The sequence below is a fragment of the Altererythrobacter chaiwopuensis genome, assembly GCF_054957755.1.
On record NZ_JBTXJG010000001.1, the window covers coordinates 1,880,512 to 1,903,108 of the forward strand.

Here is a 22,597-nt window from a genome sequence, read left to right on the forward strand (position 1 = left end):
TCGCAATGACGTGCGCCAGATTCGAAGGCTACCGAACTCATGCCGACCACTCCGGATATTTCTCGGCCCAGATCGGCGCTTCCTTGGCCATGTGCGCCTCGCAGCTGCCCCGCGCCAGATCGCGTACCCGGCCCATGTAGCTGGCGCGTTCCTGCACGCTGATCACGCCGCGCGCCTGCAACAGGTTGAAGATGTGGCTGGCCTCGATCGCCTGCTCATAAGCGGCGATGGGCAAGTCGTTGGCGAGGCAGTTGCGGCATTCCGCCTCCGCCTTGCCAAACAGGTCGAACAGGGCATCGGTATCGGCCACCTCGAAGTTCCACTTCGACATCTGGCGTTCGTTTTCGAGGAACACATCGCCATAGGTAACGCCCTGCGTGTTGAAGGCGAGATCGTACACATTGTCGACGCCCTGGATATACATCGCGAGGCGTTCGAGCCCGTAGGTCAGCTCGCCCGCCACCGGCTTGCAATCGAACCCGCCCATCTGCTGGAAATAGGTGAACTGGGTCACCTCCATCCCGTCGCACCAGACCTCCCAGCCCAGCCCCCAGGCGCCCAGCGTGGGCGATTCCCAATCATCTTCGACGAAGCGGATATCGTGCTTCAGCGGATCGATGCCGATTACTTCGAGGCTCTTTAGATAGAGCTCCTGCAAATCGGGCGGGCTTGGTTTCAGGATCACCTGATATTGGTAGTAATGCTGAAGCCGGTTGGGGTTTTCGCCATAGCGCCCGTCGGTCGGGCGGCGGCAGGGCTGGACAAAGGCGGCGTTCCAGGGCTGCGGTCCCAGTGCGCGCAGCGTTGTGGCGGTGTGAAAAGTACCCGCGCCCATGCGCATGTCATAGGGCTGCAGGATGACACAGCCTTGCGCGCTCCAGTAATCGTGGAGCGCAAGGATCATGTCCTGGAAAGACGCCTGCGGATTGCGTGTGGCCGGTTGAGCACTCATGGGCAGCGCCCATGGCTCATGCCCCGCCCACCGTCAATGCCGCATCGCAGCATCTGCGGCGATGGAAATCGTCCGTTTCCAACAAAAGGAAACGCCGCATCAATCCTTTTCATTGAGTGTTCAGTCATCCTGCGGCTATCACCTATCGCATCAACCGACTGCAACAGGAATATCAATCAATGACGGCAATCATCCGCAGGATCGCTTTAGCCATGGGGGCAGCCACCACGCTGCTGACCGCACCGGCTCTCGCGCAAGATGAAGCGAGCGCGGCGGCGGCATCAGGTGCGGTGCCCGTGGCCGAAAGTGCGTTTGCGGGCCCGGCCCTGTGGAAGGTGGCGGATGAAGATACCACGATCTACCTGTTCGGCACCGTCCATGCGCTGCCCAGCAATGTCGAATGGTATTCCAGCGCGATCGAGAATGCACTGGCATCGGCCGACAGCATCGTCACCGAGATCAAGATCACCCCGGACATGGCCGCCCAGATGCAGCAATTGGTGATGACCAAGGGCGTGCTTCCTGAGGGGGCCACGCTGCGCAGCTTGCTGAACGAGAAGCAAAATGCATCTTACGAGGCGGCAATGGGGCAGCTTGGCATTCCGGCGGCGGCGTTCGATCGGTTCGAACCGTGGTATGCCGGCATGATGATGACAATGCTGCCCTTGTTGCAACAGGGCTATTCCCCCGATGCCGGTGTAGAAAAGGTAATTCTGGCCAAAGCGGGTGAAAAGGAACAGCAGGCGCTGGAAACGATCGAATTCCAGATCGGCATCTTCGATGAACTGCCACAGGCATCGCAGGTCAAATTCCTGATCGAAGCAGCCGACGGGATCGATGAAATCAAGCCGATGCTCGACAGGATGGTGGCCGAATGGATTAAGGGTGATGCCGAAGCGCTGGCGGCCCTTATGAATGAAGGCCTGACCGATCCCGACATTGCCGAAGCGCTGCTCTATTCGCGCAACCGCAGCTGGGCACAATGGATTGACGAGCGGCTCGACACGCCCGGTTCGGTATTTGTAGCGGTGGGCGCAGGTCACCTTGCCGGCGAGCAAAGCGTGCAGGATGCGCTCAAGGCTCGCGATGTCGAGGTAGTGAGGATCCAGTGATCTGGCGAGCGGCCTTTGCTGCGCTGGCGGCGCTGGTTCTGGCGGGTTGCCAACAGGACAATGCGCCGATTGACGATGGATCGCGGGCCTCGCCCCTGCTCTATCGGGTTTCCGTCGGTTCGGGCGAACCGCAGGCATGGCTGTTCGGTACGATCCACTCGCTGCCAAGCCGTACCCAATGGCGCACCCCGGAACTCGAAACAGCAATTGCCGATGCCGGCATGTTGATGGTGGAAATCGCAGCGCTGGAAAACGAGCCCGGGATTCGCGCGATCTATTCGCGACTAGCCACTACGCCAGGGCAACCCGACGTGGGACTCAAGGTTCCACAAAGCCACCGCCCCAGACTGTTCAGCATGATTCACGAATCCGGCTTCACCCCGGGCGAACTTTCCGGCACGGAAACCTGGGCAGTGGCGCTGCTGCTGGCGCAATTGGGCGATACGGGCGAATCCGCCAATGGCGCTGATCGCGCAATCATCCGCGAGTTTCTGGGCAGGGAAATCGCCGAATTCGAAGGCGCCGAAAAGCAGCTGGGCATATTCGACAGCCTTCCCGAAAGCGAGCAGCGTGATCTTCTGACTGGAGTGATCGACGATTTCGACCGGCACCGGAAGGACCCCGGCGAATTACGGCGTGCCTGGCTGGCCGGGGATGAAACGGCGCTGGTCAAGGCTACGGAAAGCGGCATTCTGGCCGATCCGGAGCTGCGGGCGGCACTTTTGACTGATCGCAACCGCGACTGGATCGGGCAGTTACTTCCCGAAATCGAGCGCGGCCGTAAACCGATGGTGGCAGTGGGCGCAGCGCATCTGGTAGGGCCTGACGGGCTGGCCGCCATGTTGCGCCAGCGCGGCTACAAGGTCACCCGCGTTCAGTAGCGAGAGAGCTTGCCATTCGGCGCCAAGCACCCTAAAGGGCCGCCCTTCGGCGTCATGGTCATCCCTGGAGGCGTGGCGCGCGAAGTGAACCAAGCAAGCAATTCGAAAGGTAAGTGACATGAGCGATGCTCTGACCCTGCCGGCCGAAGCGCGCGAACGGGCTGGCAAGGGAGCCTCCCGTGCATTGCGTCGCGATGGCCGTGTACCCGCTGTGATTTACGGCGGAAAAGAAGAACCCGTGATGATCCACGTCGAGGCGAAGGAACTGGCCCGCCAGCTGGGCACCGGCCACTTCATGAACTCGATCGTCGAGATCGACCTTGGCGGCAAGCGCATCCGCACCCTGCCAAAGGACGTGGCGCTCCATCCGGTCACCGATCGCCCCGAACATGCCGATTTCCTGCGCATGACCAAAGGCGGCAAGATCGAAGTTTCGGTTCCGGTCGTGTTCGCCAATGAAGAAGCATCGCCCGGCCTCAAGAAGGGCGGCGTGCTCAATGTTGTACGTCACGAGATCGAGCTGATCTGCGAAAACGACAAGATCCCCGGCGAGATCGTGATCGACGTCACCGGCAAGGAAGTGGGCGATTCGATCCACATCAGCGAAGTCAACCTGCCCGAAGGCAGCGAGAGCGCGATCACCGATCGTGACTTCACCATCGCTACGCTGGTCGCTCCGTCTGCGCTCAAGAAGGCCGAGGGTGCCGAATCTGACGCTGAGGAAGAAGTTGCGGCTGACGAAGTCGAAGCCACTGAACAGGGCGGCGACGAAGCAGATGAAGCTGAAGGCGAAGCCGAGTAAGCCACGCTTCGCAAAAGCGCGAAATCACCAAGGCGCCGGGGTTCGAAAGAGCCCTGGCGTTTTGCTTTTGGGAAAGCGACCTTAGTCGCGCGTCCAGCCTTTGGACGCCATGCAGTCTGTCATAGCATCATGGCGCGCCCCTTCACCATCTATGCCGGCAGTGGAGCTTTCGCAGGCGGCTTTTGCCTCACCAAAGGGAACGGCACCCTGCCCCGTCCAGCCCGGCTCGGTGGTTGCACATGCCGTCAGGGCAAGCAGCGCCATGGAGGCGAAAACGATATTGAACTTCATTGGCGATCATCCCGAAAATATTGCCAGGCCCAGTTACATTCCGGATGAAGCCACAACAATCGGAATTCGCAAGCGTAGTTTGCATTTTGCGAGCTTATGCTAGGGCGCGCAGATGCAGATTTGGGTTGGCCTTGGAAATCCCGGACCGGGTTATGCGATGCACCGGCACAATGTCGGTTTCATGGCCGTGGATGTCATCGCCGACATGCATGGATTCGGCCCGGTGCAAAAGAAGTTTCAAGGATGGGTGCAGGAAGGCCGCATTGGCACGCACAAGATCCTGATCCTGAAGCCCGCGACCTTCATGAACGAAAGCGGGCGCTGCGTGGGTGAAGCGCTGCGCTTCTACAAGCTCGGTATCGATGCCCTCACCGTGTTTCATGACGAGCTCGACCTTGCCCCGTTCAAGGTCAAGGTGAAGCAGGGCGGCGGCACGGCGGGGCATAATGGTTTGCGCTCGATCGACCAGCATCTCGGAGCCGATTTCCGCCGTGTCCGGATCGGGATCGGCCACCCCGGCCACAAGGACCGGGTCACCGGCCACGTGCTGGGCAACTACGCCAAGAGCGAGCTGGACGAGCTTGCCCATATGCTCGGTGCCATCGCGGCGGAGGCTGAATGGCTTGCCAGCGGCGACGATGCGCGGTTCATGAGCGACATTGCCTTGCGCATGCAGGGATAGACCTGCCATCTTGTGCGTTGTGGCTTCCAAGGAGCTTTTTGCCATGCCTCAAATCGATCGTCGTTCCCTGCTTGCCGGGGCCGCAGCAACCGGCGCCTTTGCTGCCACCGCTTCCTTTGCACAGCCCGATCAGGTTGCTGCCGAACCGGGCCTGTCGGGCAAGTCGATCCTGATCACCGGATGCTCATCCGGTTTCGGACGGCTCGGTGCTGAACATTATGCCCGCCTTGGCGCTCGCGTATTCGCTACAATGCGGGGCCTCCCCCGCCCCGAGGCGGACGAATTGCGCCAGCTGGCGGAAAAGGAGCAGCTCGACCTGCATGTTATCGAGATTGACGTGACTTCCGACGAGCAGGTCGGGGCCGGCGTGGCCGAGGCCGAGCGGATCAATGGCGGCCCGATTGATGTGCTGATCAATAACGCCGGAGTCGGCTATGCCGGGCCGATCGAGCTGCAGGACATGATCGCGACGCAGCTGATCTTCGACACCAACGTCTATGGCCCGCACCGCATGGCGCGCGCGGTGCTGCCCGGAATGCGTGCAGCGAAAAGCGGGCTGGTGTTCAACATCTCCTCGCAGCTTGGGCGGGTAATCGTGCCTTCCTCAGGCCACTATTCGCCCACCAAGTTTGCGCTCGAGGCCATGAGCGAGGCGATGGCCTATGAACTCGTGCCCCACGGCGTCGAGGTATGTGTGATTCAACCCGGCGGCTATCCCACCAAGGTGTGGGTCAACCGCAACCAGCTTGCGAGCGAGCTCAAGGACCGGCTGACGCCCGAACAGGCCGACGCCTATCCCGCGCTGGTTGACCGCATGGGCAAGGAAGACGGCACACGCCGCACCGCCGATCCGATGGACGTTCCCCATGCCATAGCGGACATCATCGCCATGCCCGCGGGCACTCGCCCGCTGCGCCGCGCTGTGCATCCAGGCGCCAAGCCGCAGGAAGCGATCAACAAGGTGAGTGCGGAAACGCAGGTCGCCATGCTGGGCAATTCGCCCTTCGGTCCGTGGGTGAAGGCGGTGCACAACGTCTGAAGCTCTGGCCATTGGCACCTTCGCCCGCTAAGGCGCGCTCCAACATTCTATTCCGGAGTTTTCGATGGGTTTCCGTTGCGGGATCGTGGGCCTGCCCAATGTTGGCAAGTCCACCCTATTCAATGCATTGACCGAGACGCAGGCCGCGCAGGCCGCGAACTATCCTTTCTGCACGATCGAGCCCAACGTTGGCCAGGTTTCCGTGCCTGACGAGCGGCTGGACAAGATCGCCGCGATTGCGGGTTCGGCCAAGGTTATCCCAACCCAGCTGGCCTTTGTCGACATCGCGGGCCTGGTGAAAGGCGCGAGCAAGGGCGAAGGCCTGGGCAACCAGTTCCTGGGCAATATCCGCGAGGTCGATGCCATCGTTCACGTGCTGCGCTGCTTCGAGGATGACGACATTCAGCATGTCGCCAACAAGGTCGATCCGCTGGCCGATGCAGAAGTGGTCGAGACCGAACTGATGCTGGCTGACCTTGAAAGCCTCGAAAAGCGTGTGCCCGCCGCAGCCAAGCGCGCCACCGGCGGCGACAAGGAAGCCAAGCTGATGGCTTCGGTGCTCGGGCAAGCTCTCGACCTGCTGCGCGAGGGCAAGCCTGCGCGGCTGACCGAACCCAAGGATGATGAAGAAGCGCGCATCTTCCGCCAGGCGCAGCTGCTCACCGCCAAACCCGTGCTCTATGTCTGTAACGTGGCAGAGGAAGACGCGGCAGAAGGCAATGCGATGTCTGCCACGGTGTTCGACAAGGCCAGGACCGAAGGTGCACAGGCCGTGGTCGTTTCCGCCGCCATCGAGGCCGAACTGGTCACGATGGATGAAGGAGACCGCGCCGAATATCTCGCGGAACTGGGCCTGAGCGAAAGCGGCCTCGCCCGCGTGATCCGCGCCGGATATGAACTTCTGGGCCTCAAGACCTTCTTCACCTGCGGCCCCAAGGAGGCGCGCGCGTGGACCTTTCCGGCGGGCGCCAAGGCGCCGCAAGCGGCGGGCGAAATCCACAGTGATTTCGAGAAGGGCTTCATCCGCGCAGAGACCATCGCCTATGACGACTATGTCGCGCTGGGCGGAGAATCCGGTGCCAAGGAAGCCGGCAAGCTGCGCCAGGAAGGCAAGGAATACGTCGTGCAGGACGGTGATGTGCTGCACTTCAAGTTTAATGTTTGATCCCGGGAGTTAGGGCAATGCAGATATGGGCAAGGTTCGCTGCGCTGTGGATGGCGGGCTTGCTCGCGGCGTGCGCCCCGCAATTGGCGCAGGCCCCTGCCCCGGCTTCAAGCGCGGCGAGCCAAGCGGACCAGCGCGCGCCGGTCACTATCCTTGTCTCGATCGACGGTTTCCATCCCGATTATCTCGAGCGCGGCCTCACCCCGGCGCTGGATGCGCTGGCTGCAACCGGCGCCAGCGCGGCGATGCGCCCCTCCTTTCCGACCAAGACCTTTCCCAATCACTGGACGCTGGTGACGGGGCTCGTGCCCGACAAGCACGGCATCACCGCCAACAAGATGGAGGATGCGCGGCGACCAGGCGAAGTCTTCACCATGGCCACGGTCGATCCGTGGTGGTGGAGCGAGGCCAAACCACTGTGGGTAGAGGCCGAGCAGGCCGGTGTGCGCAGCGCCGCAATGTTCTGGCCCGGATCGGCTGTGCCATGGGGCGGCACCATGCGCGGTTGGGGGCCGGTGGATGACGGTATAATGGCGCAGGACTGGCAGGCGTTCAGCATGCAGGTGAGCAACACCCAGCGGGTCAACAGCGTGCTCGATTGGCTGCGCCGCCCAGGCAATATCCGTCCGCGCTTCGTGACGCTATATTTCGACACGATCGACACCGCCGGGCACGATGGCGGGCCGGAGAGCGAAGAGGTTCACGCCGCGCTGCGCGATGTCGATAGCCATATCGCCATGCTGATCGCCGGGCTGGCCGATCTGGGGCAACCGGCCAATCTGGTGATTGTATCCGATCACGGCATGGCACCGACCAGCAGCGAGCGGGTGATCGCGATCGAGGAAATTGTCGACCCCTCGCTCTATCGCATGGTCGAAAGCGGTGCCTATGCGACCTTCGAAGCCACCGATGGCAATACTGCGGCGCTCGAAAAGTTGCTGCTTGCGCCGCATGATCGCATGACCTGCTGGCGCAAGGAAGAAATCCCCGCGCGCTTTGATTACGGCACGCATAGCCGCATCCCGCCCTATCTCTGCCTCCCGGAAACCGGATGGACCATAACCGCCTCGCGCCCTGCAGGCGAATGGAGCGGCGGGAACCATGGCTATGACCATGAGGCGCCGGAAATGCGCGCCCTGTTGATCGCCAACGGCCCTGCCTTCCGCAGCGGCGTGAAGCTTGAGACTTTCGACAATACGGCAGTGGCTCCTCTATTACGCCAGTTGCTGAATTTGCCCGGTTCTGCTCCATCACAGCCTGCGCTGGCGCCTTTGCGCCCTGCCCTTGCCATGGATGAATGACACAGCGGAACGCCAGACATGATCTATTTCGAAGACCTGCAAATCGGCGCAAGGCAAAGCTTTGGCCACTATGAGGTAACGCGCGAGGAAGTGCTCGAATTCGCACGCAAATATGATCCGCAACCCTTTCACCTCGATGACGAGGCTGCGGCGAAGACCCATTTCGGCAGGCTTTCGGCCAGCGGCTGGCATACCTGCGCCATGACCATGGCGATGATGGTCGAGAATATGAAGAGCACGAAACAGGCCGGGCTCGGCTCGCCGGGTGTCGACAACCTCCAGTGGAAGAAGCCGGTCTATCCCGGTGACAGCTTGCGCGTCGAAAGCGAAGTGATCGAGAAGCGCCGCAGCAAGTCTCGGCCCGAGATGGGCATCTTCAAGAGCCGCGCGCAGGTATTCAACCAGAACGATGAGATCGTGCTGGAAATGACCTCTAACGGGTTGATCGCGGTGCGGGAGCCGGGTGCGCCGATTTAGGGGTGACAGTCCGACCTTGGGTGGGAAGTGGACGTCGGTGTGCAATTCTTCTCCTCGTCATTCCCGCGAAAGCGGGAATCTACTATCAACCCTTTGATGTGCAATGACTTCCACCCGACTGTTTACCTGTTTGCGTCAGGCTATAACGGCACGCTCTACCTAGGGGTGACATCACATTTACTCCGACGCATCGCCCAGCATCGAAACGGCACATTCGAGGGCTTCTCGAGCAAGTATGGCGTGCGCAAGCTCGTCTGGTTCGAGCAGCATTCGACGGTAGAACGGGCGATCCTGCGCGAGAAGCAGATCAAGAAGTGGCGCCGCGCATGGAAGATCGAATTGATCGAGGCGGGAAACCCGAGATGGCGCGACCTCGCCGAAGAATTCGGGTTTGAGCCCTTGCTCCGGAATGGATTCCCGCTTTCACGGGAATGACGAGTTGTGGGTGGCCAGCGAACTTTCCCGTTTTTCAAACGTGGTATGTCTGCAATTGGGTGGTTAGCTGCCATTCCCACGGTTAGAACGGGCACGCTTAATTCGCTCCAGATTGCGTTTCACATCTTGGACCATGAGCCAGCGCGACACGCCTCCGGCGCCAAGTATAAAGCCGGTCAACAAAATGAAACGATGCAGGGGCGAAACCGCATCTTTAAGCAGTTCGTTCGCAAATCCGACGTAGGCTATCGCGGCCAAGAATAGCGCGCCCGCCAGCGCCAGCGTCAATCGTGTTCGAGTAAGCATCCAGTTCCGAATGGCAGATACAATTAATGTCCGCAATGTCGTCGTTAGCGGTCATTCCCTCTTCAATGCCGCCCGAACAGTTTCTCGACGTCTTCCATACTCAGCTTGACCCAGGTCGGGCGGCCGTGATTGCATTGGCCTGAGCGCGGGGTCCGCTCCATCTCGCGCAGCAAAGCATTCATTTCCTCGACGCGCAGCACCCGCCCCGCCCTCACCGATCCGTGGCAGGCCATGGTGGCGAGCACATGTTCGAGCTTTTCCTCCAGCAGCAACGCCTGCCCGTGCTTGGCGATATCGTCGGCCAGATCGGTCAGCAGCGCCTGCGGATCGCCCTTGCGCAGGGCATGCGGCATTGCGCGCACCAGCATCGCGGCGGGGCCGAAGCGCTCGATCACCAGGCCGAACTTGGCAAAGCCATCGGCCGCTTCCTCCAATCGGTCACAATCGACCTCGTCCAGCTCGACCACATCGGGCACCAGCAGCGCCTGCGAGCGGGCGACCGCATCCCCTGCCCCCGCCGCGCGCAGTCGCTCCAGCACGAGTCGTTCGTGCGCGGCGTGCTGATCGACCAGCACCAGCCCGTCTGCCGCCTCGGCGACGATATAGGTGCCCGCGACCTGCCCGCGCGCAATGCCGAGGGGGAAATCATTTGCGGCGTCCGCCCGTTCTTCGGCCTCTGTAGCCCTGCCTTGCGGCGCATAGTCATCGCGCGCCATGATTTCGCCTTCATAGGCGCGCCAGGCCTGCCCCGCTTCGCTGACGCGCGGCTTTTGCGCCGACCAATCGCGCCCCTCGAATATACTTCGCAGCGCTGAAGCGGGTTCCTGGACAGGTTCCTGCTGCCAGCGCTCCATCGCACCGCGATCCGGGCCCTGCGCGCTGCGCCGGTCCCCCGTGCTGAGCGCCTGCCGAAGCCCCGAAACGATAAATCCGCGCACGCCCGCCGCATCGCGGAAGCGCACCTCGGTCTTGGCCGGATGCACATTCACATCGACATCTTCGGGCGGCAGGTCGAGAAACAGGGCCAGCACCGCGTGCCGATCACGCGCCAGCATATCGGCATAGGCGCCGCGCACCGCGCCCACCAACAGCCGGTCCTTCACCGGGCGCCCGTTGACGAACAGATACTGGTGATCGGCAACCCCGCGATTGTAGGTTGGCAGCCCCGCGATGCCGGTAAGCCGCATAATGCCGCTTGGCCCGTCACGCTCGGCAGTGATCGCCACACTGTTGTCTTTCAGCTCGCGCGCGATGATCCCCGCAACCCGATCAGCCAGGGCTTCACCCGCCTGAAGCCCCAGAATACGCCGGTCACCATGGGTGAGCGAAAATGCCACATCGGGCCGCGCCATTGCCAGGCGGCGCACCACATCAAGGCAGGCGGCATATTCGCTGCGCGCCGTGCGCAGGAACTTTCGGCGTGCGGGCACCTTGGCAAACAACTGTTCCACCCTGACCCGCGTACCCGGCGGCAGCGCGGCTGGCCCTTCCTCGACCAATTGGCCATGATCGACCACTCGCCTCCAGCCATTGTCAGCCCCGCGCACACGGCTCTCGATGCTCAATCGCGCCACGCTGGCGATCGAAGGCAGCGCTTCGCCGCGAAAGCCCAGGGTGTTTACCTGCTCGATTGCGTCATCGGGCAGTTTGGAGGTGGCGTGCCGTTCCAGCGCCAGTGCGATCTCGCCTGCAGACATGCCGCAACCGTCATCGACCACTTCGATCTTGCCGAGCCCGCCCTCGACCAGCCTGACATCGATCCGCCGGGCGCCAGCATCGATGGCGTTTTCAACCAGCTCCTTGAGCGCAGCGGCGGGCCGCTCAACCACTTCGCCCGCCGCGATGCGGTTGACCAGGCTTTCAGGAAGGCGGCGAATTTCGGGCATTGTCCGCACGCTAGCGGCCAAGCGCCACAAATTCGAGGCCAGCAGTGGAAAATACGCCTTGCTGTAAACAATTATTTTGGCCTTTTGCGTAGCTATGGACTAGAGCTTGTCCATCCCGTCAATTGCGGATCGCAGGGCTTGCGCTGGCTCGACCACCGACGCGATCATATCCATGGAACACCAACTAGAATGAGTTTCTTTTCCAACCTGCTGAAATTCCGTTCACACAACATGGCCATTGACCTGGGGACGGCCAATACGCTGGTCTATGTCCAGGATCAGGGCATCATCCTGAATGAACCCTCGGTGGTCGCGATCGAGACCATCAATGGCGACAAGCGGGTCAAGGCGGTGGGCGTTGACGCAAAGATGATGATGGGCAAAACGCCCGACACGATCCAGGCGATCCGCCCGCTGCGCGACGGGGTGATTGCCGACATCCAGATCGCCGAAGAGATGATCAAGCACTTCATCCGCAAGGTTCATGGCAAGCGCAGCCTGTTCCGCTATCCCGAAATCGTGATCTGCGTGCCTTCGGGCGCGACTTCGGTTGAAAAGCGCGCGATCCGTGATGCCGCATCGAATGCGGGTGCTTCCGAAGTCTACCTGATCCTGGAACCGATGGCTGCGGCAATCGGGGCTGATATGCCGGTGACCGAACCGGTTGGCTCGATGGTGGTCGATATCGGCGGTGGCACCACCGAAGTCGCAGTGCTCTCGCTGCGCGGGCTTGCCTACACCACCTCGGTGCGAACCGGCGGTGACAAGATGGACGAAGCAATCGTTTCTTACATCCGCCGCCATCACAATCTGCTGATCGGAGACGCTACGGCAGAGCGGGTCAAGAAAGATTACGGGATTGCCGTTGCGCCCGAAGACGGGATTGGTGAAACCTTCTCGATCAAGGGCCGTGACCTTGTGAACGGCGTGCCCAAGGAGATTATGATCAACCAGGCGCATATCGCCGAAGCATTGTCCGAGCCAATCGGGGCGATCGTGGAAGGCGTGCGTATCGCCCTGGAGAATACGGCGCCCGAACTGGCCGCCGATATTGTGGACCAGGGTATCGTCCTGACCGGTGGAGGGGCGCTTATCAAGCGGCTCGACGAACATCTGCGCGAGGAAACCGGGCTTCCGGTGAGCGTTGCGGAGGATCCGCTGTCATGCGTGGCAATCGGCACCGGGCGCGCGATGGAAGATCCGATCTATCGCGGCGTCTTGATGCAGGAATAAGGAGCGGACCGCATGGCGCCGCCTTCGTCCCGGCGTTCCGGCCATTCTCGCAGGGCGCAGTATTCGCTTTTCACCAGCTATTTGGTTGCCGCAATCGGTGCCCTGATCGGGGCAGTGTTGCTGGGCATTTCGCTGTGGCAGCCGTCAGCCTTCAGTGGACTTCGCGGCGTGGCAAGCGATGCGGTCGAGCCGGCGGGTCAGGCAACATCTGCTGTACGCAGCGGGTCTGGCAGCATTGTCGGCACGATCACCGCATATTTCCGTGCGGGCAGCCAGAATGCGGCGCTGCGCCAGGAGTTGGAACTGGCCCGCATCCGCTTGGCTGAAGCGGAGGCAACAGAGCAGGAGAACCTGCGCCTGAAGGGGTTGCTCGGACTCAGCGAGACGGAAACGGCACCGGTCGCGGTGACCACGATCACAGGCTCTACTGCAGCCAGTGCCCGCCGCTTTGCATATATCGGAGCGGGGCGGCGCCAGGGGGTCAAGGTTGGAATGCCGGTGCGTTCCGCGCGGGGGGTTATGGGGCGCGTTCTCGAAACTGGCAGCAGCACATCGCGCGTCATGCTGCTGACTGATAGCGAGAGCGTGTTGCCCGTGCGCCGTGCAAGCGATGACCTGGTTGCGTTTGCCGAAGGGCGCGGCGACGGCTTGCTGCGCATTCGCCTGATCAATCTGGGGATCAATCCGCTCGAGCCTGGTGACGTGTTTGTGACTAGCGGAGCGGGCGGATATTATCGCCCCGGCGCGGCAGTGGCAATTCTTACAGAAACCCGCCCCGATGGCGGCCTGGCGCGGTTGGTCGCGGATCCCGCCGCAAGCGAGTATGTCAGCATCGAGCCGATCTGGCAGCCCGAACAGGTCGAAGCCTCGCGGCAATCGGCCGATGAGGCGCTTAGCGAGCCGGTGACGGACCAGTGATACAGAACAACCTCAAATACACGTCACGGCCCAACCCCTATCGCAAGCGGATCAACCGCGAGCCTTCGCCTCTGCTGGCAAATACAGTGCCCTACGCCACGATCATGCTCGGCTCGCTTGTGCCGATCTTGTTCATCAGCACCACCGGCGCGCTGGTTCCACCGTTCGGGTTCATGATGCTGGTGGGTTGGCGGTTGATGCGACCCGGATTGCTGCCCAGCTGGGCGGGCCTGCCATTGGGCGCCTTTGACGATCTGTACAGCGGCCAGCCCTTCGGCAGCGGAATTCTGCTATGGTCGCTAGCTATGCTTATCATCGAATGGGTTGAAGCACGTTTTCCCTGGCGCGGATTCTGGCAGGATTGGGGAGCGGCAGCAATCGCACTGGGGGTCTATATCCCGGTTGCACTGGCGTTTTCCGGCACGTGGCTCACTGGCCCGCTGCTGGTGGCAAGCCTGCCTCAGCTTGCCGTCTCACTGGTTCTGTTTCCGGTAACCGCAGGCCTGATTGGCTGGTTTGACCGGCTGCGGCTCCTACGTATCCGTGAGGTTGCGTGATGGGGCGGCTTGGGGCGCGCAATTCCGTTACCGCCAATCAGCTCAAGAACAGGTTTGACCGGCGCAGCTTTGTTGTAGGCACGATGATGGGCGGGATTGGTGTGCTGCTCGCCGCGCGCATGTCTTACCTGGCGATTGCCGAGAACGAGAAGTATCGCACCGAATCCGAAAGCAATCGGGTCAATCTGACGCTGATCCCCCCGCGCCGCGGCTGGATTCTTGATCGCAACGGCGCGCCGCTCGCTTCGAACCGGGCTGATTTCCGCGTTGACGTGATCCCCGAACGGCTGCGCAATCCCGATCGTACCGTCGATCAGCTGGGCCAGCTGTTATCGCTCAGGCCGGACCGGATCGCGGATATCAAGGCCAAGATCAAGGATTCGCGCGGGTTCCAGCCCATCGAAGTCGCGAGCGGGCTTGACTACGAACAATTCGCAACGGTCAGCGTGCGCCTGCCCGATCTGCAGGGCGTGGTGCCGCAGCGCGGTTTCTCGCGGTTCTATCCCACCGGCCCCAGCGTGGGCCACCTGATCGGCTATGTCGGCCCCGCTTCGGCCGAGGAATATGAGCTGGACCGCAATCCGTTGCTGATCACGCCCGGCTACAAGATCGGCAAGGACGGGCTGGAAAAGCAATTCGAGCAAACCCTGCGCGGCGTCCCCGGCGCGAGGCGGGTCGAAGTGACCGCATCCGGGCGGATCGTGCGCGATCTCGAATCCCGTGAGGATGTCCAGGGCGAAACGGTGCGCCTCACCATTGACGGCCCTTTGCAGGACTACGCCGCGCGCCGCATTGGCCTGGAATCCGGATCGGTGGTGGTAATGGACTGCCGCAGTGGTGACCTGTTGTGCATGGCATCCATGCCCAGCTTCGATCCCAACAGTTTTTCTGACGGGATTGGCAGCATCGAATATGCCATGCTGCGGGATGACGATCGCGTGCCGCTGCGCAACAAGGTGCTCAAAGGACTGTATCCCCCCGGTTCGACGGTGAAACCAATGGTCTCGATGGCGCTGATGGGCCAGGGGATCGATCCCGAGGAAACGGTGTTCTGCGGCGGCGGCTTGCGGGTTGGCAATCGTGTGTTCGGCTGCTGGAACCGGCGCGGCCACGGCCATGTCAATATGGCCAAGGGCATCTACCAGAGCTGCGACGTTTATTTCTACGCCATGGCGCAGCGTGTGGGGATGGATCCGATTGCGGCGATGGCGCGCAAATGCGGCATGGGGCAGGAATTCCCCTTGCCCGTCACCAGCCAGTTCTATGGCACTGTCCCCGATCCGGCCTGGAAACAAAAGAAATATAACCGTGAATGGCAGGCGTTCGACACTGTCAATGCCACCATCGGACAGGGCTATATGCTGGCTAGCCCGCTGCAACTGGCGGTGATGGCCTCACGCCTTGCTACGGGCCGCCACGTGATGCCCCGGCTTTCCCTCGACACAAAGCCGCAAGGCTTCAACGAAATCGATTTCCCGTTGGAGCAGGTGCAATTTGTGCGCCAGGCGATGAGCGACGTCGTTAACGGACCGGGCACCGCCGGTCGGGCGCGCCTGCCAATTCCCGATGTGCTGCTGGCAGGCAAAACCGGCACTGCGCAGGTGGTGTCGCTAAGCAAGTCTGACGGCAAGAGCGGTCCATGGAAATATCGCGACCACGGGTTGTTCATCTTCTTCGCCCCGTTCGACAACCCGCGCTATGCCGGGGCAGTGGTGATTGAACATGGCGGAGGATCGGGCGCGGCCTATCCCATCGCGCGCGACGTAATGACCTTTATGTTTGATCCGGCAGAAGGGCTGGCGCGGCTCAAGGCGTTTGAAGAACAATGGGGCGGGAATGCGCAGGAACGGCTCGCCGCCAAATACGCAGCCTATGCTGCTGAGCGCGGGGAATTTGTCAGCCCCGCACCGCGGCGCGATGAAGAAATATTCGATCGGGTGGAAGCCGAAGCGCGCGCTGCTGCCACCCAGGCGGAAGAGATTGCCAACGAGGCGGTGACACCGCGGCCTGAAGCGAACCCCGCCGCCACGCCGGTTCCTTCTCAAACTCCCTTACCATCGCCCTCGCCAGCTCCCCCGCCATCTCCCCCGTCATCTCCTTCTTCAGTCGGGCAGGTGTCCACGGGAGCGGGCGAATGAACTCCCTCATCCCCCAACCCATTGCGCGCCAGCCCTGGGCCATGCTGATCCCGCTTATCCTGCTTGTCGGTTTCGGAGCGGCGGTGCTTTATTCTGCGGCGGGCGGCTCGATGCAGCCCTTTGCCGCCTCGCACCTGCTGCGCTTCGGAATATTCCTGGTGATGGCTTCGATCATCACCATGGTGCCAGTCGAATTGGTCAAGTTCCTGACCTATCCTGGCTATTTGATCGTGCTGCTGCTGCTGATGGCGGTCGAAATCGTTGGTGCGATTGGCGGTGGCAGCCAACGCTGGCTCGATCTCGGCCCGATCGTGCTCCAGCCATCCGAACTGATGAAACCGATGATCGTGCTGGTGCTGGCGCGCTTCTTTGCCACCATGCCCGCCGGGATGATCGGGAGTTGGCAGGCACTGGCAATACCGGCAGTGCTGATCGGCATGCCGATGGGGCTTGTGCTGATGCAGCCCGATCTGGGCACAGCGCTGGCGATCGCTTTCGGGGGGGCGGTGGTGATGTTGCTGGCGGGCTTGCCGATGCGCTGGTTCGTGATCGGCGCAGGAGTGGCAGCGGTGGCCGCGCCCTTGGCGTTCATCTTCGGCCTGCAGGAGTACCAGCAGCGGCGCGTGACAACTTTTCTAGATCCGGAAAGCGACCCACTGGGGGCGGGATATCACATTACGCAGTCCAAGATCGCGATCGGTTCGGGCGGGATTACCGGCAAGGGCTTCAACAACGGCTCACAAAGCCACCTGCAATATCTGCCCGAACCCCACACCGATTTTGTTTTCTCGACCATGGCCGAGGAATGGGGCGTGGTTGGCGGCGTGTTTGTGTTGGTGGTCTTTGCGCTGATCATGCGATGGGGCTGGAAGGTTGCCATTCGGTCGCAAGACCGCTTCGGGCGGCTGCTGGCTGGCGGAATGACCGCCACCATTTTCTTCTATGTGGCGATTAATCTGATGATGGTGATGGGCCTGGCGCCTGTGGTGGGGATTCCGCTTCCCTTCATGAGCCACGGCGGTTCTTCCATGCTCACCAACATGCTCTGCATAGGTACGCTGATGATGGTCAACCGCTGGAATCGGGAGACGCCCCGGCGCGGGCTGGGTTGATTGCCGACACCTTGCGAACTGCCCCTTCCCTTTATTTGCATGGGCGCTATATGAGCGCCTCTCCTGATTCGGACAGCGGCCTTGGGCCTACCGGAACAGGTCGATCTCAAAGGTCGGGTGTGGACGCATAGCTCAGTTGGTAGAGCAGCTGACTCTTAATCAGCGGGTCCTAGGTTCGAGCCCTAGTGCGTCCACCATCCTCCCCAAAGGCTAGACGGGTTTTTGCACGCTCTTTGTGAGGCTGTGCAAAGCAACGCGGGTCTCGGCGGCCAGAACCGGAACACCGATATTCTTAGTTTCGCGGAACAATTTCATGCATGCGACGTTTAATAGTGTCGAGGAGCATTGATATGCGAAATAAAATACTTCTAGCCGGAATTGCACTGCTTAGCCTTCCATTGGCACTCCCTGCGCACGCACAGAACAACGGGAATGACAAACAGGGTAGCGAGAAAAGCAAACCAGCCGACAACAAGGGCGGCCCGGGTGCAGTAGCCAACCGCGCTGACAAGGCCCAGAACAAGGCGCAGAACAAGGCCAAGGCGCGCACACCGGACGTCGCAAATCAAAACGCTCAATCCGGCAACAATGCCGGCCCGAACAATGACAGGCCTGTAACTAATTCGCGCCGTCAAGATGGGCGCATTGAGAATTTCCCGAGGCGTACCGTAGAGAACGGCCGCTACATCAGGCCCGAACCCAGCTTCCAGGGATGTCCTCCAGGGCTTGCGAAGAAGGACAACGGCTGCCTACCCCCCGGTCAAGCACGCAAGTTTGGTGAGGGAACGCGTTGGGACCGCTATTCAAACCTGTTTGGCAGAAATCGCAGCGATGACTGGCGTTACGACCAAGGATTTGCATATCGCATCGATCCGGCGACAAGCCTCGTACAGGGCATCGTGCCGCTTCTTGGCGGAGCGCTATTCAACGGCAATGCGTGGCCCCAGAGTTTCACTGATTACCAGGTTTCGCCTTATTATGAGCGCTACTATGGATCGGGTGCAAACAGCGGCGTTCGTTATGCAGATGGCGCGATTTTCAGGGTAAATCCTGAGACCCAGAGGATCAGTTCCATCGCCGGTTTATTGACTGGCGACAATTGGAACGTCGGCTCGCCAGCGCCGCCGGGCTACGAAGTTTATAATGTGCCCTACAATTACCGAGACCGATATACCGACGACGAGGCGAACTATTACCGCTATAATGATGGCTACGTTTACGAGATTGATCCGACAACGCAGCTTGTCCGTCAAATCATCGAATTGGTCGTCTGATGGCGTACGGTAACAAATCTCGTCGCCCGGCAATCCAGAAATTGTCGATCGTTATTGCGCTTGCCGCCATGCTTGGCGCTTGCCAGGACAATGACAAGCAAGCAGCTGACAATGAGCGTGCCGATCCAATCGCCAACAGCGAAATGGTGACAACGGCCATTGGCAATGATGCTGACCTGTCAATATCAACCAGACTTATCGGCGCAGCCCAGCTAGGGGCCGCGCTCGACGGGGAAGGAAGTTACACCGTATTTCTACCGGTTGATGGTGCATGGAACTCTCTCGATTCGGCTGAGCGTCAAGCTATTGAAAGCACGGAGAATCGCCCGCAACTGATCGCAGTTCTACGGCAGCATATAGCGCCTGGTTATGTCCTTGCTTCGGATCTGGAAAAAAGCTTGTCGGATGAGGATGGATCGGTGGAGCTGGCTACAATGGGCGCCGCGCCAATCACATTGTACCGGGACGGCGCGACCATCACGATTGGGCAAGGCAATGAAGCACCGCGAATAGTCGGTGCACCAATCGTCGCCGGGAACGATGTGGTCTATCGCATCGATCGCCTGATCCCCCCGCCCGAATGACAACCCACGTCTATCGCTAATTTGTAGAGCGACCATCCGGGTGTCGGCACATAATCTGTAGGTCTGGGGTGAGGACCCTAGACCTACAGACCCGTAAACAGGATTCCCAAACTGCTGGCTCTAATCGTCTTCGTCAGCCAGTTCGTGGCGCAGGGTCTGCACCACACCAGTTGCGATCATGAATTGCCCGGCAAAATAGAGCGGCCAGATCAGGTAATGCGGCAGCACGCCTAGATCGACCGGGCCCATCCGGCTGAAGATCAGCCAGTCCGAGACGACGAACAGCACAGCCCCAATCCCCACGCGATAGCGCGGAAAGTGGCTCATCCAGGCAGTCGATGCCATGCCGCCCAGTGCCAGCCCGTAAAGCGTTACCGCCCAGTCATGGCTCAAGAGCCAGCTGATCGCCGGCGTGCCCAACAGCAGCACGACCGCCAGTGCCTTCTGGCTGGGCGAGCGGTGCTCGCGCGGATTGCGCAGGTACAGCCAGATCGCCAGCACATGTCCGATGAAGAACAACCCGCCGCCAAGGGCGAAATCGAACTCGATGCCCATGTCGCCCAGTGCCCCGAACATCATCACCGCAGCAATGATCGCGGCGTCAGGCCCCGTCGCCCGCCGTATCGCGTAGAACGCCAGGCAGCCGACCGCGAGGCCCTTGATCATTATCAGCCACACTTCGCCCAGCGGATTGTCGCGCAGGAAATAGAAAGCGATTGCCGCGATAATGCTGGCGAGCAGCCAGGGCCGGTGTTCGATAAGAGCGCGTTTGGGCATGGTTTCCCCCTTGGAGGCACTCTTGGACTTGAAGAATGACATCGGCAAGCTCTAGGTGCAGCCTGTAATGACCCAATCAGACACTCATGACGTGCATATCATCGGCGGCGGCCTGGCCGGAAGCGAAGCCGCGTGGCAGCTGGCAAGGCGCGGATTCAAGGTGCGCCTGTCCGAAATGCGCGGTTCGGGAGAATTGACACCCGCTCACCAGACCGATGGCCTGGCCGAGCTGGTATGCTCCAACAGTTTCCGCAGCGATGATGACGAGAGGAACGCCGTCGGCCTGCTGCATCACGAAATGCGTCGACTCGATTCACTGATCATGCGCGCGGGCGAGATGGCACGGGTGCCCGCTGGCAGCGCGATGGCGGTCGACCGCGATGTATTCTCGCACGAAGTCACCCGCACGCTGGCAGAGCATCCCAATGTCACAATTGTGCGCGAGCGGATCGATCGCCTGCCCGATGCGGGGATGACGATCGTCAGCACCGGGCCGCTTACCGCCCAGGCGCTGGCGGGCAGTATCGTTGCCGCTACCGGACAGGAGCGGCTGGCATTTTTCGATGCCATCGCCCCCATCGTCCACCGCGATAGCATCGACATGTCAAAATGCTGGATCCAGTCGCGCTGGAACAAGCGCACTGCGGCCTCGAACGAGGGGGGCGATTATATCAATTGCCCGATGACCAAGGAGCAATATCTCGCTTTCCATCAGGGGCTGATCGATGGCGAGAAGACCGAGTTCCGCGAGTGGGAAAAGGACACTCCCTATTTCGATGGGTGCATGCCGATCGAGGTCATGGCGGCGCGCGGGGTCGAAACGCTGCGCTACGGGCCGATGAAGGGGGTCGGGCTGGATAACCCCTATGACACCAGCGAAGAGCACCCGCAGGGCCGCTGGCCCTATGCCGTGGTGCAGCTGAGGCAGGATAACAAGCTGGGCACGCTGTGGAACATGGTCGGCTTCCAGACCAAGCTCAAATATGGCGCTCAGATCGAATTGTTCCGCACCATTCCGGGTCTGGAAAATGCCGAATTCGCGCGGCTTGGCGGGCTGCACCGCAACACCTTCCTCAATTCGCCGCTGGTGCTCGATCGGCAATTGCGGTTGCGAAACGCGCCGCATATCCGCTTCGCGGGGCAAGTGACGGGATGCGAGGGTTATGTGGAATCGAGTGCGGTTGGGCTGATTGCGGGGATGATGGCTGCATTCGAGCTTGCCGGTCGCGAATGCCCGCCCCTGCCCCGCACCACGGCAATCGGTGCGTTATTGAGCCACATCACCGGCGACGCGGAGGCCGATACATTCCAGCCCATGAACGTCAATTTCGGGCTGTTCCCGCCGCTGCACGAAGTGAAGAAGAAGCAGCGCAAGGAAGCTTATACAAGCCGTGCCAAGCAGGATTTCGGCGAGTGGCTGGCCAGCATATTGGAGCCGGCCACCGCCTAAACGGGCGCGCCAGTAGCTGTCAGCACCGGCAAGATGCCTTCTTCGCGCCCGGTTTGGGGGCTGTTGTAGCGAACTCCTTGGGTGTAAGTTTCCCGTCACCATCAGCATCGGCGCCTTCAAACCGCTCTGCCGTAGTCACCGCCCATTCCTCGAAGGTCAGCAGGTTGTTGCCGTCCTTGTCGAGGTCGCGAAACCCGTCGCTGCGCGTCGATAACATTTCGATGCGGGTGATCACCCGGTCGCGATTGCGATCGTAACGGAAGAAGCGGCGCTGCTCGCGGGTCAGTTCGGTAGCTTCCGGCGGCACGGGGCCCTGCATGTCGCCAGGGTTGGTGATCGGCAATTCATCCGGCGATGGGCCAGCCTGTTCGGGACTGGGCGGTGGCGGCGCTTTTTCCTCGACTTGTGCGCGCCCCTCCCACCAGTAAAGCCCCACACTTGCGAGCGCGAGACCCAGAAAAAGACCCAATAATATGCGCGACATACGACCCTCCTGCCACACTCGGCAGGATACCGTTTTTCAGCGCCCGAGCAATCCCGCCCGCAATGCAACCAACGCAGCACCTCGCCCATCCATCAGTGGCTTTCCTCCGCGCCGCAATGAGCGCAGCGCAAGCGCTTCGAGCACCGCCAGCCCGCGCATGCCCCGCGCAATACCGCCCTTCCCCGAAGCCCGGCCCAGCCCGGTTGCAAGCAAAACTTCGCGTTCCTCATCGCTGCTGACATGCACCGCAGCGTCGGCGGCGGCCCAGCGCTCACCCGCCGCCTGTGCACGTACACCTGCCCCGTTGCCGCAAGTGGCCGCCATCAGCGATAGCGCGCGGGCGCGCCTGGTACAGAATCGCGCGGCAACGGCGGGCGTCAACGTGGGGACCACCAACAGCTCTTCCCATCCATCGACCAACGACAGCAGAACCTCTTCCTGACCAGCCCAGTGTTGACTGACCGCATCGAGCAGCAAATCACCCGCAGGGCGATCACTGACCGGCTTTTCAAGCTGTTCGCGCCACCAGGCGAGCCGCATCTGCCCCATTACCGGCTCGCTGGTCTTGGCCACAATCTGCCCAAACCGGCGGTCCAGCGCGAAGAAACTAGCCAACGCGGGCCGCAAATCAGGCCTTGTATAAGACAGCGCAAGGCGCTGCTCGGGAGGCAGGGCCTCGTGATCTTCTTTCAGCATCGCTTGCGTTACGCCGTTGCCAGGCCGCGGCGTCAACCGAATATT

Annotated in this window: 24 protein-coding genes and 1 tRNA gene; 18 read left to right on the forward strand and 7 right to left on the reverse strand. The window is 61.2% G+C overall.

Going from position 1 to position 22,597, the window contains the following annotated elements; all coding sequences use genetic code 11:
- Window positions 1–37: 37 nt before the first annotated feature.
- On the reverse strand, window positions 38–952 hold the full coding sequence (locus ACX2DJ_RS09290) for a glycine--tRNA ligase subunit alpha (protein WP_462572225.1): 915 nt from the start codon (window positions 950–952) through the stop codon (window positions 38–40).
- A gap of 179 nt (window positions 953–1,131) precedes the next feature.
- Between ACX2DJ_RS09290 and ACX2DJ_RS09295 the strand changes: the two genes are divergently transcribed.
- From ACX2DJ_RS09295 to ACX2DJ_RS09305, 3 genes are all read left to right on the forward strand, one after another.
- A complete protein-coding gene (locus ACX2DJ_RS09295) occupies window positions 1,132–2,064 on the forward strand; it encodes a TraB/GumN family protein (protein ID WP_462572226.1) in 933 nt (310 codons plus the stop codon).
- On the forward strand, window positions 2,061–2,945 hold the full coding sequence (locus ACX2DJ_RS09300) for a TraB/GumN family protein (RefSeq protein ID WP_462572227.1): 885 nt from the start codon (window positions 2,061–2,063) through the stop codon (window positions 2,943–2,945). Before ACX2DJ_RS09295 ends, ACX2DJ_RS09300 begins: the two co-directional genes overlap by 4 nt.
- Window positions 2,946–3,063: 118 nt before the next feature.
- Complete coding sequence (locus ACX2DJ_RS09305) at window positions 3,064–3,747, forward strand: 50S ribosomal protein L25/general stress protein Ctc (RefSeq protein ID WP_462572228.1); 684 nt, start codon at window positions 3,064–3,066, stop codon at window positions 3,745–3,747.
- Between the two features lie 81 nt (window positions 3,748–3,828).
- Here ACX2DJ_RS09305 and ACX2DJ_RS09310 read toward each other — a convergent pair whose 3' ends face one another.
- Window positions 3,829–4,038 carry a hypothetical protein gene (locus ACX2DJ_RS09310; protein WP_462572230.1) on the reverse strand — a complete coding sequence of 70 codons (210 nt, stop codon included), beginning with the start codon at window positions 4,036–4,038 and terminating at the stop codon, window positions 3,829–3,831.
- Window positions 4,039–4,150: 112 nt separating this feature from the next.
- Between ACX2DJ_RS09310 and pth the strand changes: the two genes are divergently transcribed.
- From pth to ACX2DJ_RS09340, 6 genes are all read left to right on the forward strand, one after another.
- Window positions 4,151–4,720: an aminoacyl-tRNA hydrolase gene (gene pth / locus ACX2DJ_RS09315; RefSeq protein ID WP_462572231.1), complete on the forward strand. Its 570-nt coding sequence runs from the start codon at window positions 4,151–4,153 to the stop codon at window positions 4,718–4,720.
- 43 nt (window positions 4,721–4,763) lie between these two features.
- The gene (locus ACX2DJ_RS09320) at window positions 4,764–5,759 is read left to right on the forward strand and encodes an SDR family oxidoreductase (RefSeq protein ID WP_462572232.1); all 996 of its coding nucleotides are present in this window, start codon (window positions 4,764–4,766) and stop codon (window positions 5,757–5,759) included.
- A gap of 64 nt (window positions 5,760–5,823) precedes the next feature.
- Window positions 5,824–6,924, forward strand: a complete 1,101-nt coding sequence (ychF, locus tag ACX2DJ_RS09325) for a redox-regulated ATPase YchF (protein WP_462572233.1) — start codon at window positions 5,824–5,826, stop codon at window positions 6,922–6,924.
- 17 nt (window positions 6,925–6,941) lie between these two features.
- On the forward strand, window positions 6,942–8,225 hold the full coding sequence (locus ACX2DJ_RS09330; RefSeq protein WP_462572234.1) for an alkaline phosphatase family protein: 1,284 nt from the start codon (window positions 6,942–6,944) through the stop codon (window positions 8,223–8,225).
- 18 nt (window positions 8,226–8,243) lie between these two features.
- Window positions 8,244–8,702, forward strand: coding sequence for a MaoC family dehydratase (locus ACX2DJ_RS09335; RefSeq protein WP_462572237.1), 459 nt, complete (start codon window positions 8,244–8,246; stop codon window positions 8,700–8,702).
- 96 nt (window positions 8,703–8,798) lie between these two features.
- Entirely contained in the window at window positions 8,799–9,137 is a 339-nt protein-coding gene (locus ACX2DJ_RS09340; RefSeq protein WP_462572579.1) for a GIY-YIG nuclease family protein, read from the forward strand.
- 63 nt (window positions 9,138–9,200) lie between these two features.
- Here ACX2DJ_RS09340 and ACX2DJ_RS09345 read toward each other — a convergent pair whose 3' ends face one another.
- The gene (locus tag ACX2DJ_RS09345) at window positions 9,201–9,443 is read right to left on the reverse strand and encodes a hypothetical protein (protein WP_462572238.1); all 243 of its coding nucleotides are present in this window, start codon (window positions 9,441–9,443) and stop codon (window positions 9,201–9,203) included.
- 62 nt (window positions 9,444–9,505) lie between these two features.
- On the reverse strand, window positions 9,506–11,329 hold the full coding sequence (gene mutL / locus ACX2DJ_RS09350; protein WP_462572239.1) for a DNA mismatch repair endonuclease MutL: 1,824 nt from the start codon (window positions 11,327–11,329) through the stop codon (window positions 9,506–9,508).
- Between the two features lie 189 nt (window positions 11,330–11,518).
- Between mutL and ACX2DJ_RS09355 the strand changes: the two genes are divergently transcribed.
- The 8 genes from ACX2DJ_RS09355 (at window position 11,519) to ACX2DJ_RS09390 (ending at window position 19,145) form a co-directional block, all read left to right on the forward strand.
- Window positions 11,519–12,562, forward strand: a complete 1,044-nt coding sequence (locus ACX2DJ_RS09355) for a rod shape-determining protein (RefSeq protein WP_462572240.1) — start codon at window positions 11,519–11,521, stop codon at window positions 12,560–12,562.
- A 12-nt stretch (window positions 12,563–12,574) separates the two neighbouring features.
- The gene (locus ACX2DJ_RS09360; RefSeq protein WP_462572241.1) at window positions 12,575–13,480 is read left to right on the forward strand and encodes a rod shape-determining protein MreC; all 906 of its coding nucleotides are present in this window, start codon (window positions 12,575–12,577) and stop codon (window positions 13,478–13,480) included.
- On the forward strand, window positions 13,477–14,037 hold the full coding sequence (locus ACX2DJ_RS09365) for a rod shape-determining protein MreD (RefSeq protein WP_462572242.1): 561 nt from the start codon (window positions 13,477–13,479) through the stop codon (window positions 14,035–14,037). Before ACX2DJ_RS09360 ends, ACX2DJ_RS09365 begins: the two co-directional genes overlap by 4 nt.
- Window positions 14,037–16,175, forward strand: coding sequence for a penicillin-binding protein 2 (gene mrdA / locus ACX2DJ_RS09370; RefSeq protein ID WP_462572580.1), 2,139 nt, complete (start codon window positions 14,037–14,039; stop codon window positions 16,173–16,175). The genes ACX2DJ_RS09365 and mrdA overlap by 1 nt, the downstream gene beginning before the upstream one ends.
- The gene (gene rodA, locus ACX2DJ_RS09375; protein WP_462572243.1) at window positions 16,172–17,287 is read left to right on the forward strand and encodes a rod shape-determining protein RodA; all 1,116 of its coding nucleotides are present in this window, start codon (window positions 16,172–16,174) and stop codon (window positions 17,285–17,287) included. The genes mrdA and rodA overlap by 4 nt, the downstream gene beginning before the upstream one ends.
- A gap of 121 nt (window positions 17,288–17,408) precedes the next feature.
- Window positions 17,409–17,484: transfer RNA gene (locus tag ACX2DJ_RS09380), tRNA-Lys, on the forward strand.
- A 153-nt stretch (window positions 17,485–17,637) separates the two neighbouring features.
- Window positions 17,638–18,561 carry a hypothetical protein gene (locus ACX2DJ_RS09385; protein ID WP_462572244.1) on the forward strand — a complete coding sequence of 308 codons (924 nt, stop codon included), beginning with the start codon at window positions 17,638–17,640 and terminating at the stop codon, window positions 18,559–18,561.
- The gene (locus ACX2DJ_RS09390) at window positions 18,561–19,145 is read left to right on the forward strand and encodes a fasciclin domain-containing protein (protein WP_462572245.1); all 585 of its coding nucleotides are present in this window, start codon (window positions 18,561–18,563) and stop codon (window positions 19,143–19,145) included. Before ACX2DJ_RS09385 ends, ACX2DJ_RS09390 begins: the two co-directional genes overlap by 1 nt.
- 120 nt (window positions 19,146–19,265) lie before the next feature.
- Here ACX2DJ_RS09390 and ACX2DJ_RS09395 read toward each other — a convergent pair whose 3' ends face one another.
- Complete coding sequence (locus ACX2DJ_RS09395; protein ID WP_462572246.1) at window positions 19,266–19,964, reverse strand: lysoplasmalogenase family protein; 699 nt, start codon at window positions 19,962–19,964, stop codon at window positions 19,266–19,268.
- Window positions 19,965–19,989: 25 nt separating this feature from the next.
- Between ACX2DJ_RS09395 and trmFO the strand changes: the two genes are divergently transcribed.
- On the forward strand, window positions 19,990–21,372 hold the full coding sequence (trmFO, locus tag ACX2DJ_RS09400) for a methylenetetrahydrofolate--tRNA-(uracil(54)-C(5))-methyltransferase (FADH(2)-oxidizing) TrmFO (RefSeq protein ID WP_462572247.1): 1,383 nt from the start codon (window positions 19,990–19,992) through the stop codon (window positions 21,370–21,372).
- Window positions 21,373–21,391: 19 nt separating this feature from the next.
- Here trmFO and ACX2DJ_RS09405 read toward each other — a convergent pair whose 3' ends face one another.
- Together ACX2DJ_RS09405 and ACX2DJ_RS09410 are read right to left on the reverse strand one after the other, a co-directional pair.
- The gene (locus ACX2DJ_RS09405; protein WP_462572248.1) at window positions 21,392–21,856 is read right to left on the reverse strand and encodes an EF-hand domain-containing protein; all 465 of its coding nucleotides are present in this window, start codon (window positions 21,854–21,856) and stop codon (window positions 21,392–21,394) included.
- A 36-nt stretch (window positions 21,857–21,892) separates the two neighbouring features.
- Window positions 21,893–22,552 (reverse strand): squalene/phytoene synthase family protein, encoded by a 660-nt coding sequence (locus tag ACX2DJ_RS09410; protein ID WP_462572581.1) that lies wholly within the window; start codon window positions 22,550–22,552, stop codon window positions 21,893–21,895.
- Window positions 22,553–22,597: the final 45 nt, after the last annotated feature.